Here is a 14559-nt window from a genome sequence, read left to right as displayed (position 1 = left end):
GCGCACAATCGCGGCCATGAACGATTCCCGCAGCCGCCAGGCCGATGCGTTGGTGGAAGGATTGCAACGTGATGCCGGCGGCAAGCTGACGGTTTTCCTCGGCGCCGCGCCCGGCGTCGGCAAGACCTTCAGCATGCTCACCCGCGCCCAGGAACAACTGCGGCGCGGCGTGGACGTGGCGGTGGGCTTGGTCGAAACGCATGGTCGGCGCGACACCGCTGCCCTGCTCGACGGCCTGCCGACCATCGCCCTGCGCGAGGTCGAGTATCGCGGCCATCCACTGCAGGAAATGGATCTGGATGCCGTGCTCGCGCGGCGTCCGGCCTTGGTGTTGGTGGACGAACTGGCGCACCGCAACGTACCGGGCAGCCGCCATGAACGGCGCTGGCAGGATGTGATGGAGCTGCTCGATGCCGGCATCGACGTCTGGACCACCATCAACATCCAACACCTGGAAAGTCTCAACGATGTGGTGATGCGCATCACCGGCGTGCGCGTCAGCGAAACCGTGCCCGACGTGGTGTTCGACCGCCTGCACGACATCGTGCTGGTCGATCTGCCGCCGCGCGAACTGATCGAGCGCCTGCAACAAGGCAAGGTCTACGTGCCCGAACAAGCGGCGCAGGCGCTGCAGGCGTTCTTCTCGCCGGCCAACCTCACCGCGCTGCGCGAGCTGGCGATGCAGGAAGCGGCCGACCGCGTCGACAGCAGCCTGCGCGAAACCCGCGCCGCGCGCGGCGAAGGCAATCTGCCACTGAAGCGCCGCGTGCTGGTCGCCATTGATGGCAGCGGCCAAAGTGAATACCTGGTGCGTGTGGCGCGGCGCATTGCCGAACGTCGCGATGCGCCGTGGACGGTGGTGACCGTGCAGCACCGTCGCCACGACGACGCCACGCGACGCGAGATTGATGCCGCCTTCGCGCTGGCGCGCCGCCTCGGCGGTGAAGCCGAATTACTGCATGGCCCCGGCGTTGCCGACGTGCTGCTGGACTACGCCGCGCACAACGCAGTATCCACACTGGTGCTGGGCCGCACCCGTGAACGGCCATTCGCACGGATGCTCAACCAAACGCTGACGCAACAGTTGATCCAGCGCGGCGCGCATTACGAAATCACCATCATCAGCACCCCGCAGGCACGCGCGAAAGCACGGCGCATGAGCCTGCCGATGAATTCCGAAAGCTGGGGCAAGGACGCATCGCTGGCGGTGCTGGCCACCGCTGCAGCGTGCCTTGCGGCGTGGCTGGGCGAACGCTGGCTGGGCCTGAGTGACCTGGCGATGGTGTTCATCGTCGCGGTGGTGTTGGTGGCCGCACGCACGCGCATGAGCGCGGCGGTGCTGGCCGCGACCCTGTGCTTTCTTGCCTACAACTTCTTCTTCATCGCGCCGCGTTTCACCTTCGCCATTGGTGCGCGCCAAGGCGTGATCACCGTGTTTCTGTTTCTGGCCGCCGCGCTGGTGGCCGGGCGCTTGGCATCGCGGTTGCGCATGCAGGTGGTGGCGCTGCGCGCGGCCAACCGCCACGCCAATCTGCGTCAGTCATTGGCGCGGCAACTCACCGTTGCCGTCGATAACACACAGGTGGCGCACGCCGGCCGCGCTGCGCTGGAGCAGGCGCTGGATGTACCGGCATGGGTGCGCTTGGCACATGACACCAGCACCAGCGGCAGCGCCGCACCCGGCGACACCGATCTGGCCGCCGCCGATTGGGCGCTGCGTCACGCACAACCGGCGGGCCGCTTCACCGACACCCTGGCCGGCGCCGGTTGGTGGTTCCTGCCACTGCTCGACGGCGAAGGCCGCGCCATCGGCGTGGCCGGATTGCAGTTCAATCAACAGCATCCGCGATTGGCACCGGAGCAACGGCAGTTGGCCGAAGCGATGGCCGATGACATCGCGCAGGCGGCATTGCGCACGCGCCTGGTCGCCGAGCTGGAAACCGCCCATCTGCATAACGAAACCGAGCGCCTGCGTTCGGCGTTGTTGTCGTCGGTCTCGCATGATCTGCGCTCGCCACTGGCGGCGATGATCGGCTCGGCCGACAGCTTGTCCAGCTATGCCGACGCAATGAACGCCAACGACCGCCGCGCCCTGCTCGACACCATCGTGGTCGAGGGCGAGCGCCTGGACCGCTACATCCAGAACCTGCTCGACATGACCCGCCTCGGCCATGACGGTCTGAAGCTCAGCCGCGACTGGATCGGCGTGGACGAGCTGATCGGCTCGGCCGCGCGGCGCCTGCAGCGCTACCAGCCGGACGTGCAGCTGCGGCTGGATATTCCGCATGAACTGGCACCGATCTGGGTGCACCCGGCGCTGGTCGAACAGGCCGTGTTCAACGTGATGGAGAACGCCGCCAAATTCTCCCCGCCGGGTGTACCCGTGCAGGTACAAGCACGCCAGCACGACAACGAGTTGTGCATCGACGTGATCGACGAAGGCCCGGGCATTCCCGATGACGAGCGCGCGCGCATCTTCGACATGTTCTACAGCGTGGAGCGCGGTGATCGCGGCCGCCAGGGCACCGGGCTGGGCCTGACCATCTGCCAGGGCATGATCGGCGCGCACGGCGGCCACGTCGAAGCGCTGCCGGGCCGCGACGGACGCGGTACGCTGGTGCGCATGACCCTGCCCCTGCTCCAACCGCATCCGGAAACCCCGCAAGGCGATGACTGACGCTTCCGCCATTCCGCCAGCGCGCGTGCTGGTGATCGACGACGAAGTGCAGATCCGCCGCTTCCTCGATATCTCACTGCGTGCACAGGGTTACGCCGTCAGCCAGGCCGCCACCGGCGCTGAAGGTTTGCAGCGCTTGACCGAAGAAGGCGCGGACATGGTGATCCTGGACATCGGCCTGCCCGACATCGAAGGCCACGACGTGCTGGCCGAACTGCGGCAATGGAGCCAGGTGCCGGTGATCATGCTCAGCGTGCGCGCCGGTGAAGCGGAGAAGGTGCGCACACTGGACAACGGCGCCAACGACTACGTGACCAAGCCGTTCGGCACGCAGGAATTGATGGCGCGCGTGCGCGCCCTGCTGCGCAGCCGCAGCACCGACAGCGAAGGCCAGGTGCCGGTGTTCGACGACGGCAATCTGCATGTCGATCTGGCCCGCCGCGAGGTGCGCGTACAGGGTGAATCCATCGCGCTGACCCGCAAGGAATACGCCTTGCTGGCCCTGCTGTTGCGCAACGCCGGACGCGTCGTCACCCAGCCGCAGATCCTGCAGGAAATCTGGGGGCCGACGCACAAGCACGACACGCATTACCTGCGCATCCTGGTGGGCCGCCTGCGCCACAAGCTCGGCGATTCCGCGCTGGAATCGCGTTACCTGTTCACCGAACCGGGCGTGGGTTTGCGTTTTGGTGGTAGCTGAAGCGCGGTGCGCTTTACCCTCCCCAAAAAAGAAGGCCGCCCATGCATCGCATGAGCAGCCTTCCAAACGCAAAACACCTTCAACGCATCAGAACGTCAGTTCCGTCCCTGCCGGCAACACCTGCCGCAACTGTTCGCGGAACAGATTCTTGATGCGCTCCAGCGCCGCTTCGTCATTGGCCTCGAAACGCAGCACCAGCACCGGCGTGGTGTTGGACGCGCGCACCAAGCCCCAGCCATCGTTGAAGTCAGCACGCAGTCCATCAATGGTGGAAAGCCGTGCGCTGGCAAACGGGGATTCCTCCGCCTGCGCGGCAGCCACAATCAACGCCACCTGTGCATGCTGCGTGCCTTCGGTCACCGCTACTTTCAGTTCCGGCGTGGAGATCCCATCAGGCAATTCGTCCAGCACTTCCGACGGGCTTTCATCACGCTGCGCCAGAATTTCCAGCAGTCGCGCGGCGGCGTACAAGCCGTCGTCGAAGCCGTACCAACGCTCCTTGAAGAAGAAGTGGCCGCTCATCTCGCCGGCCAGCTCCGCGTCGGTTTCGCGCATCTTCGCCTTCATCAGCGAGTGCCCGGTCTTCCACATCATCGGGCTGCCGCCGTTGCGCAGAATGTAGTCGGACAATTTGCCGGTGCACTTGACGTCGTAAATCACCATCGCGCCCGGGTTGCGGGTGAGCACATCGGCGGCAAACAACATCAAGAGGCGGTCGGCATAGATGATCTTGCCTTCCTTGGTGACCACGCCAAGACGGTCGGCATCGCCATCGAACGCCACGCCGATGTCCGCGTCGAAACGCTTCACCGTCTGCACCAGATCCTGCAGGTTGTGCGGGTCGCTGGGGTCGGGGTGGTGATTGGGGAAGCTGCCATCCACATCGCAGTACAACGGAATGACATCGGCACCGATGGCTTCCAGCAACTGCTGCGCCACCGCACCGCCAACGCCGTTACCGGCATCGGCCACCACCTTCAACGGGCGATCCAGCTGCACGTCGTCGGCAATGCGCTGCACGTAGTCAGCGATGACTTCGCGTTGCTGCAGGCTGCCGGCACTTTCTGCATGATGCAGACGGCCTTCCTGGATGCGGCGGTACAGATCGGTGATGGCATCACCGGACAGCGTTTCACCGCCGATGACGATCTTGAAGCCGTTGTAGTCCGGCGGATTGTGGCTGCCGGTCACTGCCACGCAGCTGCCCGCGCGCAGGTGATAACTGGCGAAATACACCACCGGTGTCGGCGCCAGGCCGATATCGATGACATCGCAGCCGGCGCGGCGCAAACCTTCGATCAGGCCTTCGACCAGTTCCGGCCCCGACAAGCGGCCGTCACGGCCCACCACCACGTCACGCAGCCCCTGCGATTGCATCTCGCTGCCGATGGCATGGCCGATCAGCGTGGCGACATTGGCGGTCAATTGGGTGCCCACCACGCCACGGATGTCGTACGCACGGAAGATGCCCGGCACCACAGCCTCGGCACCCGGCTCCGGGCGCGGTGCATCACCACCGTCGGCAGCGCGCGTCGATGCCGCCAGCGGCAGCGGCTCCTGCTGCAGCGATTCCTGCAGCGTCAGGCCGCTGTCCTGCTCGCCGTCCTCCTTCTTGCGCAGCACCGTCAGCTTGCTCAGGCGCTTGCGGCCGAACAGCAACAACAGCGCGGTCGCCACCAGCAACACCGTCACCAACGTGCCGGAGATCACACCCAAACCCAGCGGGCCTTCGGCCACATCCGGCAATTCGGCCACCACCCGCAAACCGGTTTCACCGACCGGGCGGGCCAGCGCATCGGCACCACTGCCCAGCTCACTGTTGCCCTTCTGCACGATGGTGAAGCCGCCCTGGCGCAGGCCGAGGAAGGCGCGCGAGGGTGAATCAATCGAGTCGAACACCGTGGTCAGGCGGGTCATCGGCTGGCGGATGTAGACCACCGCCGCCTTGCCCTGCAGCTGCACCGGCGCGGCCAAGCCCAAACGCGGGCCGCCGTTGTCACGCACCACGCGCGCGACCGGCTTGCCTTCGGCCAAGGCCAGTTCCAGCAAGGCCAAGCGCGAATAACCAAAGGCTGCGGGGTCGGCATAGGCCGGCGCCAGCGTTGCGTCCAGCACCTGTGCGTCTTCCACGCCGGTCCACTTGTCGCGTACTGCCAGCACGGTGGCGGCGGCATCACCGTTGGCCAGCGCGGCGGTGACCGGCGCCAGCGCCAGTTGTTTGGCGAACTGTGCGGTCTGCGCGTTGACCGCGCCCTGCACGTCGGCAACGGCCTGGTCACGGGCCTGCTCCAGTGCGACGCCTGCGCCGGACTGCAGCCATTGGTTGACCGTGCTCCAGCCAAACCACGCCGCCAACAGCAACAGCAGTACCGCCAACAGCGGTGTTGAACGACCCAGCGAAGCGCTCGGGCGCCCGCTCTCATTCCCATGGCTCATTGCGATTTCCCCTGTCAGCGCACCCCGGTATGGCCGAATCCACCCGTTCCACGAGCGCTGTCCACGAAAGTATCCACTACCTGCAGGCTCACGCGCGCGATTGGCATCACCACCAATTGCGCGATGCGGTCACCCGGCTCGATGGTGAAGGCGTCGCGGCCACGGTTCCACACGCTGATCAGCAGCGGCCCTTGGTAGTCGGCGTCGATCAAGCCGGTGCCGTTACCCAACACGATGCCGTGGCGATGTCCCAGCCCCGAGCGCGGCAATACCACCGCACACAAGCCTGGGTCGGCCACATGGATGGCGATACCGCTGGGCAGCAGCGCCGCATCGCCCGGTGCCAAGGTCAGCGGCACTTCGATGGCGGCCCGCAGATCCATACCGGCGCTGGCTTCGGTGGCGTAGGCCGGCAGCGGCCAGGTGTCGCCAAAACGGGGGTCCAGCAGCTTTACCTGCAAGGGCTGCAGTGCGGTGTCCAGGCTCATGCGTCCAACCTCTCGGCAATCAAATCCAGCAATTGTTCGGCCAGCTGCGTCTTGGCGGTGCCCGGGAACTCGCGTTGGCCGCCGTCCCAATAGGCGATGGCCGCGTTCTGGTCACTCTCAAAGCCGTTGCCGGCAATGCCGACCTGGTTGGCGATGATCAGATCCAGATGTTTGTCGGTCAGCTTGCCCCGCGCGTACTTCTCCACGTCGTGGGTTTCGGCGGCAAACCCGACCACCAGCTTCAGCGCCTGCTCCTGCACGGCCACTTCGGCCAGGATGTCGGCGGTGCGCACCAGCTCCAACGTCAGGGTCTGGCTGCCGGCGGTCTTCTTCAGTTTTTGCGGGGACACCTGGCGCGGGGTGTAGTCGGCCACGGCGGCGGCGCCGATGTAGATGTCCGCCGGCAGCGCGGACAACACCGCCTCACGCATCTGTTCGGCCGAACGCACGTCGATCCGCTGCACGCCGGCCGGCGTTGGCAGCTGCACGGGGCCGCTGACCAGCACCACCTGCGCGCCCTGGCGGGCCGCGGCGGACGCCAGCGCGTAGCCCATCTTGCCGCTGGAACGGTTGCCGACGTAGCGCACCGGGTCCAGGTCTTCATAGGTCGGGCCGGCGCTGATCAACACCCGCATGCCGTGCAGCCGGCCCGGCTTGGCCGGCGCCTTGGGCGCGAGGTTGGCAGCCAGCGCAGCAATGATCGTGGGCACTTCGCTGAGGCGTCCGGGGCCGGATTCGCCTTCAGCCAACGGGCCGTCCTCCGGGCCGATCACCTGTGCGCCGCGTTCACGCAGCTGGCTGATATTGGCCTGCGTGGCCGGATGCAGCCACATGCGGTGGTTCATCGCCGGGCACACGGTCAGCGGCGCAGTGGTGGCCAGGCACAGCGTGGTCACCAGATCGTCGGCATTGCCGTGGGCAAGCCGCGCCAGCAAATCCGCGGTCGCCGGGGCGACCACGATGCGGTCGGCCCAGCGCGCCAGTTCGATATGGCCCATGGCCTGCTCGGCGCTGCTGTCCCACAACGTGGTGCGGGTCGGGTTGCCGGACAACGCCTGAAAACTGAGGGGGGTGACGAATTGCTGGGCGCCGGCGGTCATGGCCACCTGCACAACGGCACCGGCATCACGCAGACGGCGGACCAGTTCCAGCGATTTGTAAGCAGCGATGCCGCCGCCCACGCACAACAGCAGCTTTTGTCCCTCCAGCGGCCGATGGGGCGCCTGGGTTGTCGGGGAAACGCTGGTCACGTGCGAAGTTCCTAGCTACAAAAGAACGGTTAGCTTAACCGAAGGGTTTGTCCGGGCCGATGCCACTTTGGGTCATCTGCGCCCAACCTTTTGGAATGCATATACGAGACTGGCCACGCGCTGAACGCCCGCGCGAAAAGCTGCTGGCACAAGGGGCCGGCGCGCTTTCCGACGCGGAACTGCTGGCCATCTTCCTTGGCTCGGGGCTACGCGGGCGTGATGCCGTGCAAACCGCCCGCGAGCTACTGCTGCAACACGGGCCACTGCGCGCCCTGCTCGACCGCGACGCCACCGCACTGGCGCGCCTGCCCGGCCTGGGCCCGGCCCGTGCCTGTGCATTGCGCGCAGCGCTGGAACTGGGCCAGCGTCATCTGGCCGCTGCGCTGGAGCGCGGCGCCAGCCTCACCGACCCGGATTCGGCCGGCGGCTACTTCGCCCAACGGCTGCGGCACCGGCCACACGAGGTGTTCGCGGCCTTGTTCCTGGACACCCGGCACCGGGCCTTGGCGTTCGAGGAAATGTTCACCGGCACCCTCGACAGCGCCGAGGTGCATCCACGCGAAGTGGTGCGACGAGCCTTGGCCCACAACGCGGCGGCGGTGATCGTGGGCCACAACCATCCCTCCGGGAACCCTGAACCATCGGCCGCCGACCGCGCCATCACGGCCCGCCTGCGGCAGGCGCTGGAGCTGGTGGACGTGCGCCTGCTGGACCACTTCGTGGTCGGCGACGGCCCGCCGGTGTCGCTGGCCGCACGCGGCTGGGTCTGAACGACAACCGCCCCCGACAGGCCCTTGTTTTGACATTCCTGACCCCCGCCCTTGCACGGTGAGGGCGGGCACGGCATTGGTCGGGTAAAATGGTCAGTTCCGCGCTTCAAGCAGAATAGTCACGTGAAAGCCCAACTCCGCGCCCTCATCGGCCAAGGCATCGAAGCCTTGCGCGCCAACGGCACTTTGCCTGCCGACACCCTGCCGCCGGATTTCGTGGTCGAACGACCCAAGACCCGCGAACACGGCGACTTCGCATCCAATGTCGCGATGCTGCTGGCCAAGGCTGCACGCAGCAATCCGCGCGCGCTGGCCCAGGCGCTGCTGGAAGCATTGCCGGCCAGCGACGACATCGCACAGGTCGAAATCGCCGGCCCAGGGTTCATCAATTTCAAGTTCGCACCGGCCGCGTTCCAGCGTGAAGTGGTGAGCGTATTGAAGGAAGGCGAAGACTACGGCCGCAACCTGAGCGGCAATGGCCGCAGCGTCGGTGTGGAATACGTCTCGGCCAACCCGACCGGCCCGCTGCATGTCGGCCACGGCCGCGCTGGCGCCATCGGTGATTGCATCGCCCGCGTGCTGGAAGTCAACGGCTGGAACGCCAAGCGCGAGTTCTATTACAACGACGCCGGCGTGCAGATCGAAAACCTGGCCAAGTCGGTGCAGGCACGCGCGCGCGGCTTCAAGCCGGGCGACGAACAGTGGCCGACCGATGCCTACAACGGCGAGTACATCGCTGACGTGGCCAAGGCCTACCTGCTGGGCCAGACCGTGGATCTGGAAGGCAGCCAGATCGTCGGCGCCAAGGATGCCGAGAACCTGGAAGAAGTGCGTCGCTTCGCCGTGGCCTACCTGCGCAACGAGCAGAACCTGGACCTGGCCGCGTTCGGCGTGGATTTCGACATCTACTTCCTGGAAAGCTCGCTGTACAAGGACGGCAAGGTTGCCGAGACCGTGCAGCAGCTGATCACGTCGGGCCACACCTATGAAGAAGGCGGCGCGCTGTGGCTGCGCTCCACCGATTTTGGTGACGACAAGGACCGCGTGATGCGCAAGTCCGACGGCACCTTCACCTACTTCCTGCCGGACGTGGCGTATCACCTGAGCAAGTGGCAGCGCGGTTACGAGCGCGCCATCACCGAGCTGGGCGCCGATCATCACGGCTCGCTGGCACGCGTGCGCGCAGGCCTGCAGGCGCTGGACCTGGGCATCCCCAAGGGCTGGCCGGAATACGTGCTGCACCAGATGGTGACGGTGATGCGCGGCGGCGAGGAAGTGAAGCTGTCCAAGCGTGCCGGCAGCTACCTGACCCTGCGTGATCTGATCGAAGAAGTCGGCAGCGATGCGGTGCGTTGGTTCCTGATCGCGCGCAAGCCCGATTCGCAGCTGACCTTCGACATCGACCTGGCCCGCCAGCAGAGCAACGACAACCCGGTGTTCTACGTGCAGTACGCGCATGCCCGCGTCTGCTCGCTGCTGCGCCAGGCGCAGGAGAAGGGCCTGGACTACAAACAGGCCGATGGACTGGCGTCGTTGTCGCTGCTCAACGACGAAGCATCGCTGGAATTGATGAACGAAATTTCGCGTTACCCGGAAGTCGTGGAAGCGGCCGGCATTTCGCTGGAACCGCATCTGGTCGCGCAGTATCTGCGTGAATTGGCACACGCTTTCCACACGTGGTATCACGGCACGCAGGTGCTGGTGGACGATGCCAGCGCGCGCAATGCCAGGCTCACCCTGGCCTGCGCCGCACGGCAGACGCTGGCCAATGGTTTGAGCATCCTGGGCGTGAACGCCCCGGAAAAGATGTAAGTCAAGGAGACGCGGTAAACATGGCAGCACGACGCGGCAAAACGCAGGCGCGACGCAACAGCGGCAACGGCACACCCGCCTGGGTGTGGCTGGTGGCCGGTGCGGCGATCGCAGCCGTGGTGTTCCTGGCGGCACCCAACCTGTTCAAGAAGGACGGGGACGGTTTCCTGCGGGTTGGCCCACAACCCAACCCGGACGCACAGCCGGCACCAGTCGCCGATGCCGACATCGATGCCGGTGTCGAAGCACCCAAGCCGGCAGCAACCGCCGCCGCCAAGCCCGACGACAAGCCGGCCACGCAGTACGACTTCTACACCCTGCTCCCAGGCACGGAAGTGCAGATGTCCGACGCCGAGCTGGCGGCCAGCGCGCGCGCCGAGGAGCAACGTCGTGCGGCTGCCGCACGCGCTGCAGCCAACGCCGCCACCGCCGCAGCAACACCACCGACCGACGCCCAGCGCGCGCAAGCCGCGCTGGAAGGCCGCACGTTACCGGCCGCTGCCGCCGTACTGCCGGCACCGGTCAGCGAAGCTGCACGTCAGCCGACGCGGGTAAGTGAAACCGCGCAAGCCCGCCCGGCCGCAACCACGCCAGCGCCGACCCAGGTCGCCAGCGTACAGGCTGCTCCCAAGCCTGCAGCGGCAACACCTGCGGTGACGACGGCAGCACCGGCCGAGAATGTGCGCTACATCCTGCAGGCCGGCGCCTTTGGCGCGTCCGGTGATGCCGAATCGACCAAGGCCAAACTGGCAATGATGGGCCTGGCCGCACGCGTGGAATCGGCGCAGATCAACGGCAACACCGTGTACCGCGTGCGCATGGGGCCGTACGGCACCGCCAGCGAATTGGCCGAAGCCAAATCGAAGCTGGATGGCAGCGGCTTGCAGGCGATGGCGATCAAGGCGCAGTGAAGCCGCCTAGGGCGGCTTCACCCCAAGGCTTGTAAAACAAACCTTGGGCCCCGTGCCTTCTACATCCACATCCCCGCGCCTGTCGGCGCGCCCCGTTTTACTCAAAGGGGGCTGTTGCGACTGACAGACGACTCGAGAAGCTTCTCGATTATTCAGGCCCCGACATCGTTTGATGTCGGGGCTTTTTGTTTGTGCCGCTGCAGCAAGCGAACTCCGTTGCTTCCAGCTGAATCTCCGATTATTTCCCGGCGTCTTGGCAATTCAATCTTGGGTGATGAGGGCGCGCAGCCAGTCTACGTAGCACCCGGGCAACAGCCGGATTCAGATGATCGGCCTCTTAATCTGGCGTAACCAAGGAAGGGCTTCGGCTTTGCTGTTGCTGTTGCTGTTGCTGTTGCTTTTGCTGTTGCTGTTGCTGTTGCTTTTGCTTTTGCTGTTGCTGTTGCTGTTGCTGTTGCTTTTGCTTTTGCTTTTGCCCTTCTCCCGCCTGCGGGAGAAGGGTTGGGATGAGGGCAGCCTTGGCTTTGCGGTTGTCTTAGCTTTTTAACGTTGGTCACCGCCCAGCCATACCCCCGTCCGCTCCACAGTGCGAAAATCCTCCTCCCCTGCCCCAAGGATTCCGCAATGTCCAAGACCGCATTGATCACCGGCGCCACGTCCGGCTTCGGCGCCGCCGCTGTCCGTCGCTTTGCCGCAGCCGGTTGGAAAGTGATCGCCACTGGCCGCCGCGCCGAGCGCCTGCAGCCGTTGGTCGATGAATTTGGCGCGGACACCATCCACGCAGCGGCCTTCGACATCCGCGATGCCATCGCGATGGAAGCGGCACTCACCGCATTGCCACCGGCCTTCCGTGACATCGACCTGCTGGTCAACAACGCCGGTCTCGCCCAGGGCACTGCCGCCGCGCAGAACGCCAGCCTGGAAGACTGGCGCACGATGATCGACACCAACATCACCGCGCTGGTGACGCTCACCCATCGCCTGCTGCCACAACTGGTTACCCGTCGCGGCGCGATCATCAACATCAGCTCCACCGCCGCGCTCTACCCGTACCCGGGCGGCAACGCGTACGGCGGCACCAAGGCCTTCGTCAGCCAGTTCTCACTGGGCCTGCGTTCGGACCTGCACGGCACCGGCGTGCGCGTGACCGTGATCGAACCGGGCATGGCCGAAACCGAATTCACCCTGGTGCGCACGCATGGCAACCAGGCCGCATCGGACCAGCTCTACGGCGGCGCCAACCCGATGACCGCCGAGGACATCGCCGAGCAGATCTTCTGGGTGGCCTCACTGCCGCCGCACTTGAACATCAACCGCCTGGAACTGATGCCGACCAGTCAGTCATTTGCAGGGTTTCAGGTGGCGCGCGAAGGTTGAAAGCCAGCCGTACCCACTCAGGCGACACAACAGCCAACAAAGCCTCGAGGTCACACGACCTCGGGGCTTTATTTTTCCACCGGCGATACCTAGGGATAGCGGTGTAAATCCGACGCCTAAACTTCCCGAATTCCGAGCCGCTATAGCGGTGTATTGCCAAATGACAAAGTAAACGTCATCTTCACGCACAGGGGGCCGAGCCGAGGACTGGCAAGGCAGAGATATTGCAGCACGGAAGAGGAAACACGTCTCATCATGGAAGTCATGTCGGCCGGCGCGCTACGCGAGCGCCACCGCGCGGTAAGGGATTGCCAGAGCGAAGCGCTCGCCATCCGCCTGCACCGCGCAATCAGTTGGCTGCAGCGTTCCGAGCGCAGTGCAGATGACAACGACACACGATTCATCCAGCTATGGATCGCTTTCAATGCGGCCTACGCCGGCGAGTTCGACAGCGAACAGAGTGAACGTGAGCGTGTCGCCAGTTTCGTTGCCCGCCTGGTCGCTGCTGACACGCACCAGCAATTGCATTCCTTGCTGTTCAAACAGTTTCCCGGCCCGATCCGGCTGCTGATCGATAACCGCTACGTTTTTGCCCCGTTCTGGCGTGCACTGCGCGATCACGACCCCAGCGAGCGCTGGAAATCCCAATTCAACGCCAGCCGCAAAGCGGCAATGGACGCCCTGCTCGGGCACCGCACCGCCGACCTGCTGACCATCGTGCTGGGCCGTCTCTATGTATTGCGTAACCAGCTCGTGCATGGCGGCGCCACTTGGAACAGCAGCATCAACCGCAACCAGCTACGCGATGCCAATGCCCTGCTCGGCGCACTGCTGCCAACCATCATCAGCCTGATGATGGAAACCGATGCGTTTGAAGACGACGCCATCGCCTATCCGGTTGTGCCCGAGTACACCAGCGCAGCGCAAGCCGGCACATCACCTGCCAATCCGGCCCCCTGCCCGCAAGGCCCGGCAACCGCGACAGGAACCGTCGCGACAACTGACTAACGTCGGTTTTCTGCCACGCCATGCGCCCTCCAGCGCAGCGGCCCCTCGCAACCCCAGACGGATTGCCTGCAAACGCCATGTCCAAAAATGATCCCAAAGATCCCCTCGTCCGCAGTCTTGTCCTGCTTGGATTGATTCCGCGCTATCCCAAAAGTGCTTCCGTGCAGGAACTGAAAGCAGCCCTTGAGCAGCGCGGCTTTTCGGTCACCGCACGTACCCTGCAACGCGACCTGGGCGAGAAACTCAGCACCCGTTTCCCGTTGATCAGCCAGAACGATGGCCAAACGCTTCGCTGGAGTTTCGACAGCCAGGCGCAGATCACCCTGCCAGCCACCGACACCGCCGCCGCGCTGGCGATGAATCTCGCCGAAGGTCACCTCAAACATCTGCTGCCCCCCGGCGTACTGGCCTTGCTGGAACCCCAGTTCGCCACCGCCCGCAACCACCTGCAGTCGTTGCAGCACAACCCCCTCACCCGCTGGGCGCAACGCGTGCGCAGCCTGCCCAACGGCAAAACCCTGCTGCCGGCCAGCGTGGATGGCCAGGTATGGGAAAGCGCGGCCACCGCCCTGCTCGAACAACGCCAGCTGCAGGTGGACTACTTCAGCCGGGTCAAGGGCGAGGTCAAAACCATGACCCTGCACCCGAAAGGCCTGGCCTCACGCGGCCCGGCCAGTTACCTGATCGCCAGCGTCGGCGACTACACCGACGTACGCCACTTCGCCCTGCACCGCATCCAGAAAGCCGAAGTGTTGAGTGAACCGGCACGCGACGACGACTTCGATATGGATGCCTATCTGCCGACCGCCGCATTTACTCCGCGGCAGGGAACGGGAATGGTGGAACTCGTGGCGGATGTGCATCCCGATACCGCCGGCATATTGCAGGAAACCCCGCTCAGCGATGACCAGATACTGGAATCGCTAGCAGAAACCAATTGGCTGCAACTAAAGGCAAGCGTGCCGGATGACCAGGAGATGCTGTGGTGGGTGTACGGGCATGGAAAAAATATTCTGGTGCATGAACCGGCATCGTGGGCAACGATAATTTCTGAAAACTCCAGAGCGGTCCAAACATTGTATGCCCGCACCTGAGTTCGCCTTCGGTCAGCGGAAATACGGAAACAGCTT

12 protein-coding genes are annotated in these 14559 nt (G+C 65.0%); 9 read left to right on the top strand and 3 right to left on the bottom strand.

The genetic code is table 11. The annotated features are described in order from the left end of the window. Window positions 1-16 precede the first annotated feature (16 nt). Window positions 17-2677 carry an ATP-binding protein gene (locus tag ACREP4_RS13385; protein ID WP_431596683.1) on the top strand — a complete coding sequence of 887 codons (2661 nt, stop codon included), beginning with the start codon at window positions 17-19 and terminating at the stop codon, window positions 2675-2677. Continuing rightward, window positions 2670-3377, top strand: coding sequence for a response regulator transcription factor (locus ACREP4_RS13380; protein WP_431596682.1), 708 nt, complete (start codon window positions 2670-2672; stop codon window positions 3375-3377). Before ACREP4_RS13385 ends, ACREP4_RS13380 begins: the two co-directional genes overlap by 8 nt. Window positions 3378-3464: 87 nt before the next feature. Here the strand turns inward: ACREP4_RS13380 and ACREP4_RS13375 are convergent, their stop codons facing one another. Genes ACREP4_RS13375 through coaBC form a run of 3 tightly spaced genes read right to left on the bottom strand, consistent with a single transcriptional unit; the run spans window position 3465 to window position 7551 of the window. Continuing rightward, window positions 3465-5813 carry a phosphomannomutase/phosphoglucomutase gene (locus tag ACREP4_RS13375; RefSeq protein ID WP_431596681.1) on the bottom strand — a complete coding sequence of 783 codons (2349 nt, stop codon included), beginning with the start codon at window positions 5811-5813 and terminating at the stop codon, window positions 3465-3467. A gap of 14 nt (window positions 5814-5827) precedes the next feature. Next, the gene (gene dut, locus ACREP4_RS13370; protein WP_431596680.1) at window positions 5828-6301 is read right to left on the bottom strand and encodes a dUTP diphosphatase; all 474 of its coding nucleotides are present in this window, start codon (window positions 6299-6301) and stop codon (window positions 5828-5830) included. Beyond that, a complete protein-coding gene (gene coaBC / locus ACREP4_RS13365; RefSeq protein ID WP_431596679.1) occupies window positions 6298-7551 on the bottom strand; it encodes a bifunctional phosphopantothenoylcysteine decarboxylase/phosphopantothenate--cysteine ligase CoaBC in 1254 nt (417 codons plus the stop codon). Before coaBC ends, dut begins: the two co-directional genes overlap by 4 nt. A 95-nt stretch (window positions 7552-7646) precedes the next feature. Here coaBC and radC point away from each other — a divergent pair, with 95 nt between their 5' ends. The 7 genes from radC to ACREP4_RS13330 all read left to right on the top strand — a co-directional run bounded on the left by radC (window position 7647) and on the right by ACREP4_RS13330 (window position 14523). Then, window positions 7647-8321, top strand: a complete 675-nt coding sequence (gene radC, locus ACREP4_RS13360) for a RadC family protein (protein ID WP_431596678.1) — start codon at window positions 7647-7649, stop codon at window positions 8319-8321. A gap of 123 nt (window positions 8322-8444) precedes the next feature. Further along, window positions 8445-10133, top strand: coding sequence for an arginine--tRNA ligase (gene argS, locus ACREP4_RS13355; RefSeq protein WP_431596677.1), 1689 nt, complete (start codon window positions 8445-8447; stop codon window positions 10131-10133). Window positions 10134-10153: 20 nt separating this feature from the next. Then, a complete protein-coding gene (locus tag ACREP4_RS13350; protein WP_431596676.1) occupies window positions 10154-11044 on the top strand; it encodes an SPOR domain-containing protein in 891 nt (296 codons plus the stop codon). Window positions 11045-11369: 325 nt separating this feature from the next. Continuing rightward, complete coding sequence (locus ACREP4_RS13345) at window positions 11370-11591, top strand: hypothetical protein (RefSeq protein WP_431596675.1); 222 nt, start codon at window positions 11370-11372, stop codon at window positions 11589-11591. A 77-nt stretch (window positions 11592-11668) separates the two neighbouring features. Continuing rightward, window positions 11669-12421, top strand: a complete 753-nt coding sequence (locus tag ACREP4_RS13340; protein WP_431596674.1) for an SDR family NAD(P)-dependent oxidoreductase — start codon at window positions 11669-11671, stop codon at window positions 12419-12421. 255 nt (window positions 12422-12676) lie between these two features. Then, window positions 12677-13429, top strand: coding sequence for a hypothetical protein (locus ACREP4_RS13335; RefSeq protein WP_431596673.1), 753 nt, complete (start codon window positions 12677-12679; stop codon window positions 13427-13429). A gap of 77 nt (window positions 13430-13506) precedes the next feature. Next, window positions 13507-14523, top strand: a complete 1017-nt coding sequence (locus tag ACREP4_RS13330; protein ID WP_431596672.1) for a helix-turn-helix transcriptional regulator — start codon at window positions 13507-13509, stop codon at window positions 14521-14523. Window positions 14524-14559 lie beyond the last annotated feature (36 nt).

The organism is Stenotrophomonas sp., from assembly GCF_050737575.1.
Classification (GTDB): domain Bacteria; phylum Pseudomonadota; class Gammaproteobacteria; order Xanthomonadales; family Xanthomonadaceae; genus Stenotrophomonas.
This window is presented reverse-complemented; position numbering and strand designations above follow the sequence as displayed.

Excerpts from the sequence above, each read along its gene's own strand:
- ACREP4_RS13375 (WP_431596681.1), bottom strand. The coding sequence starts at position 5,813 with ATGAGCCATGGGAATGAGAGCGGGCGCCCGAGCGCTTCGCTGGGTCGT.
- radC (WP_431596678.1), top strand. The coding sequence starts at position 7,647 with ATGCATATACGAGACTGGCCACGCGCTGAACGCCCGCGCGAAAAGCTG.
- ACREP4_RS13350 (WP_431596676.1), top strand. The coding sequence starts at position 10,154 with ATGGCAGCACGACGCGGCAAAACGCAGGCGCGACGCAACAGCGGCAAC.
- ACREP4_RS13330 (WP_431596672.1), top strand. The coding sequence starts at position 13,507 with ATGTCCAAAAATGATCCCAAAGATCCCCTCGTCCGCAGTCTTGTCCTG.
- ACREP4_RS13345 (WP_431596675.1), top strand. The coding sequence starts at position 11,370 with ATGATCGGCCTCTTAATCTGGCGTAACCAAGGAAGGGCTTCGGCTTTG.
- dut (WP_431596680.1), bottom strand. The coding sequence starts at position 6,301 with ATGAGCCTGGACACCGCACTGCAGCCCTTGCAGGTAAAGCTGCTGGAC.
- ACREP4_RS13335 (WP_431596673.1), top strand. The coding sequence starts at position 12,677 with ATGGAAGTCATGTCGGCCGGCGCGCTACGCGAGCGCCACCGCGCGGTA.
- ACREP4_RS13385 (WP_431596683.1), top strand. The coding sequence starts at position 17 with ATGAACGATTCCCGCAGCCGCCAGGCCGATGCGTTGGTGGAAGGATTG.
- ACREP4_RS13380 (WP_431596682.1), top strand. The coding sequence starts at position 2,670 with ATGACTGACGCTTCCGCCATTCCGCCAGCGCGCGTGCTGGTGATCGAC.
- ACREP4_RS13340 (WP_431596674.1), top strand. The coding sequence starts at position 11,669 with ATGTCCAAGACCGCATTGATCACCGGCGCCACGTCCGGCTTCGGCGCC.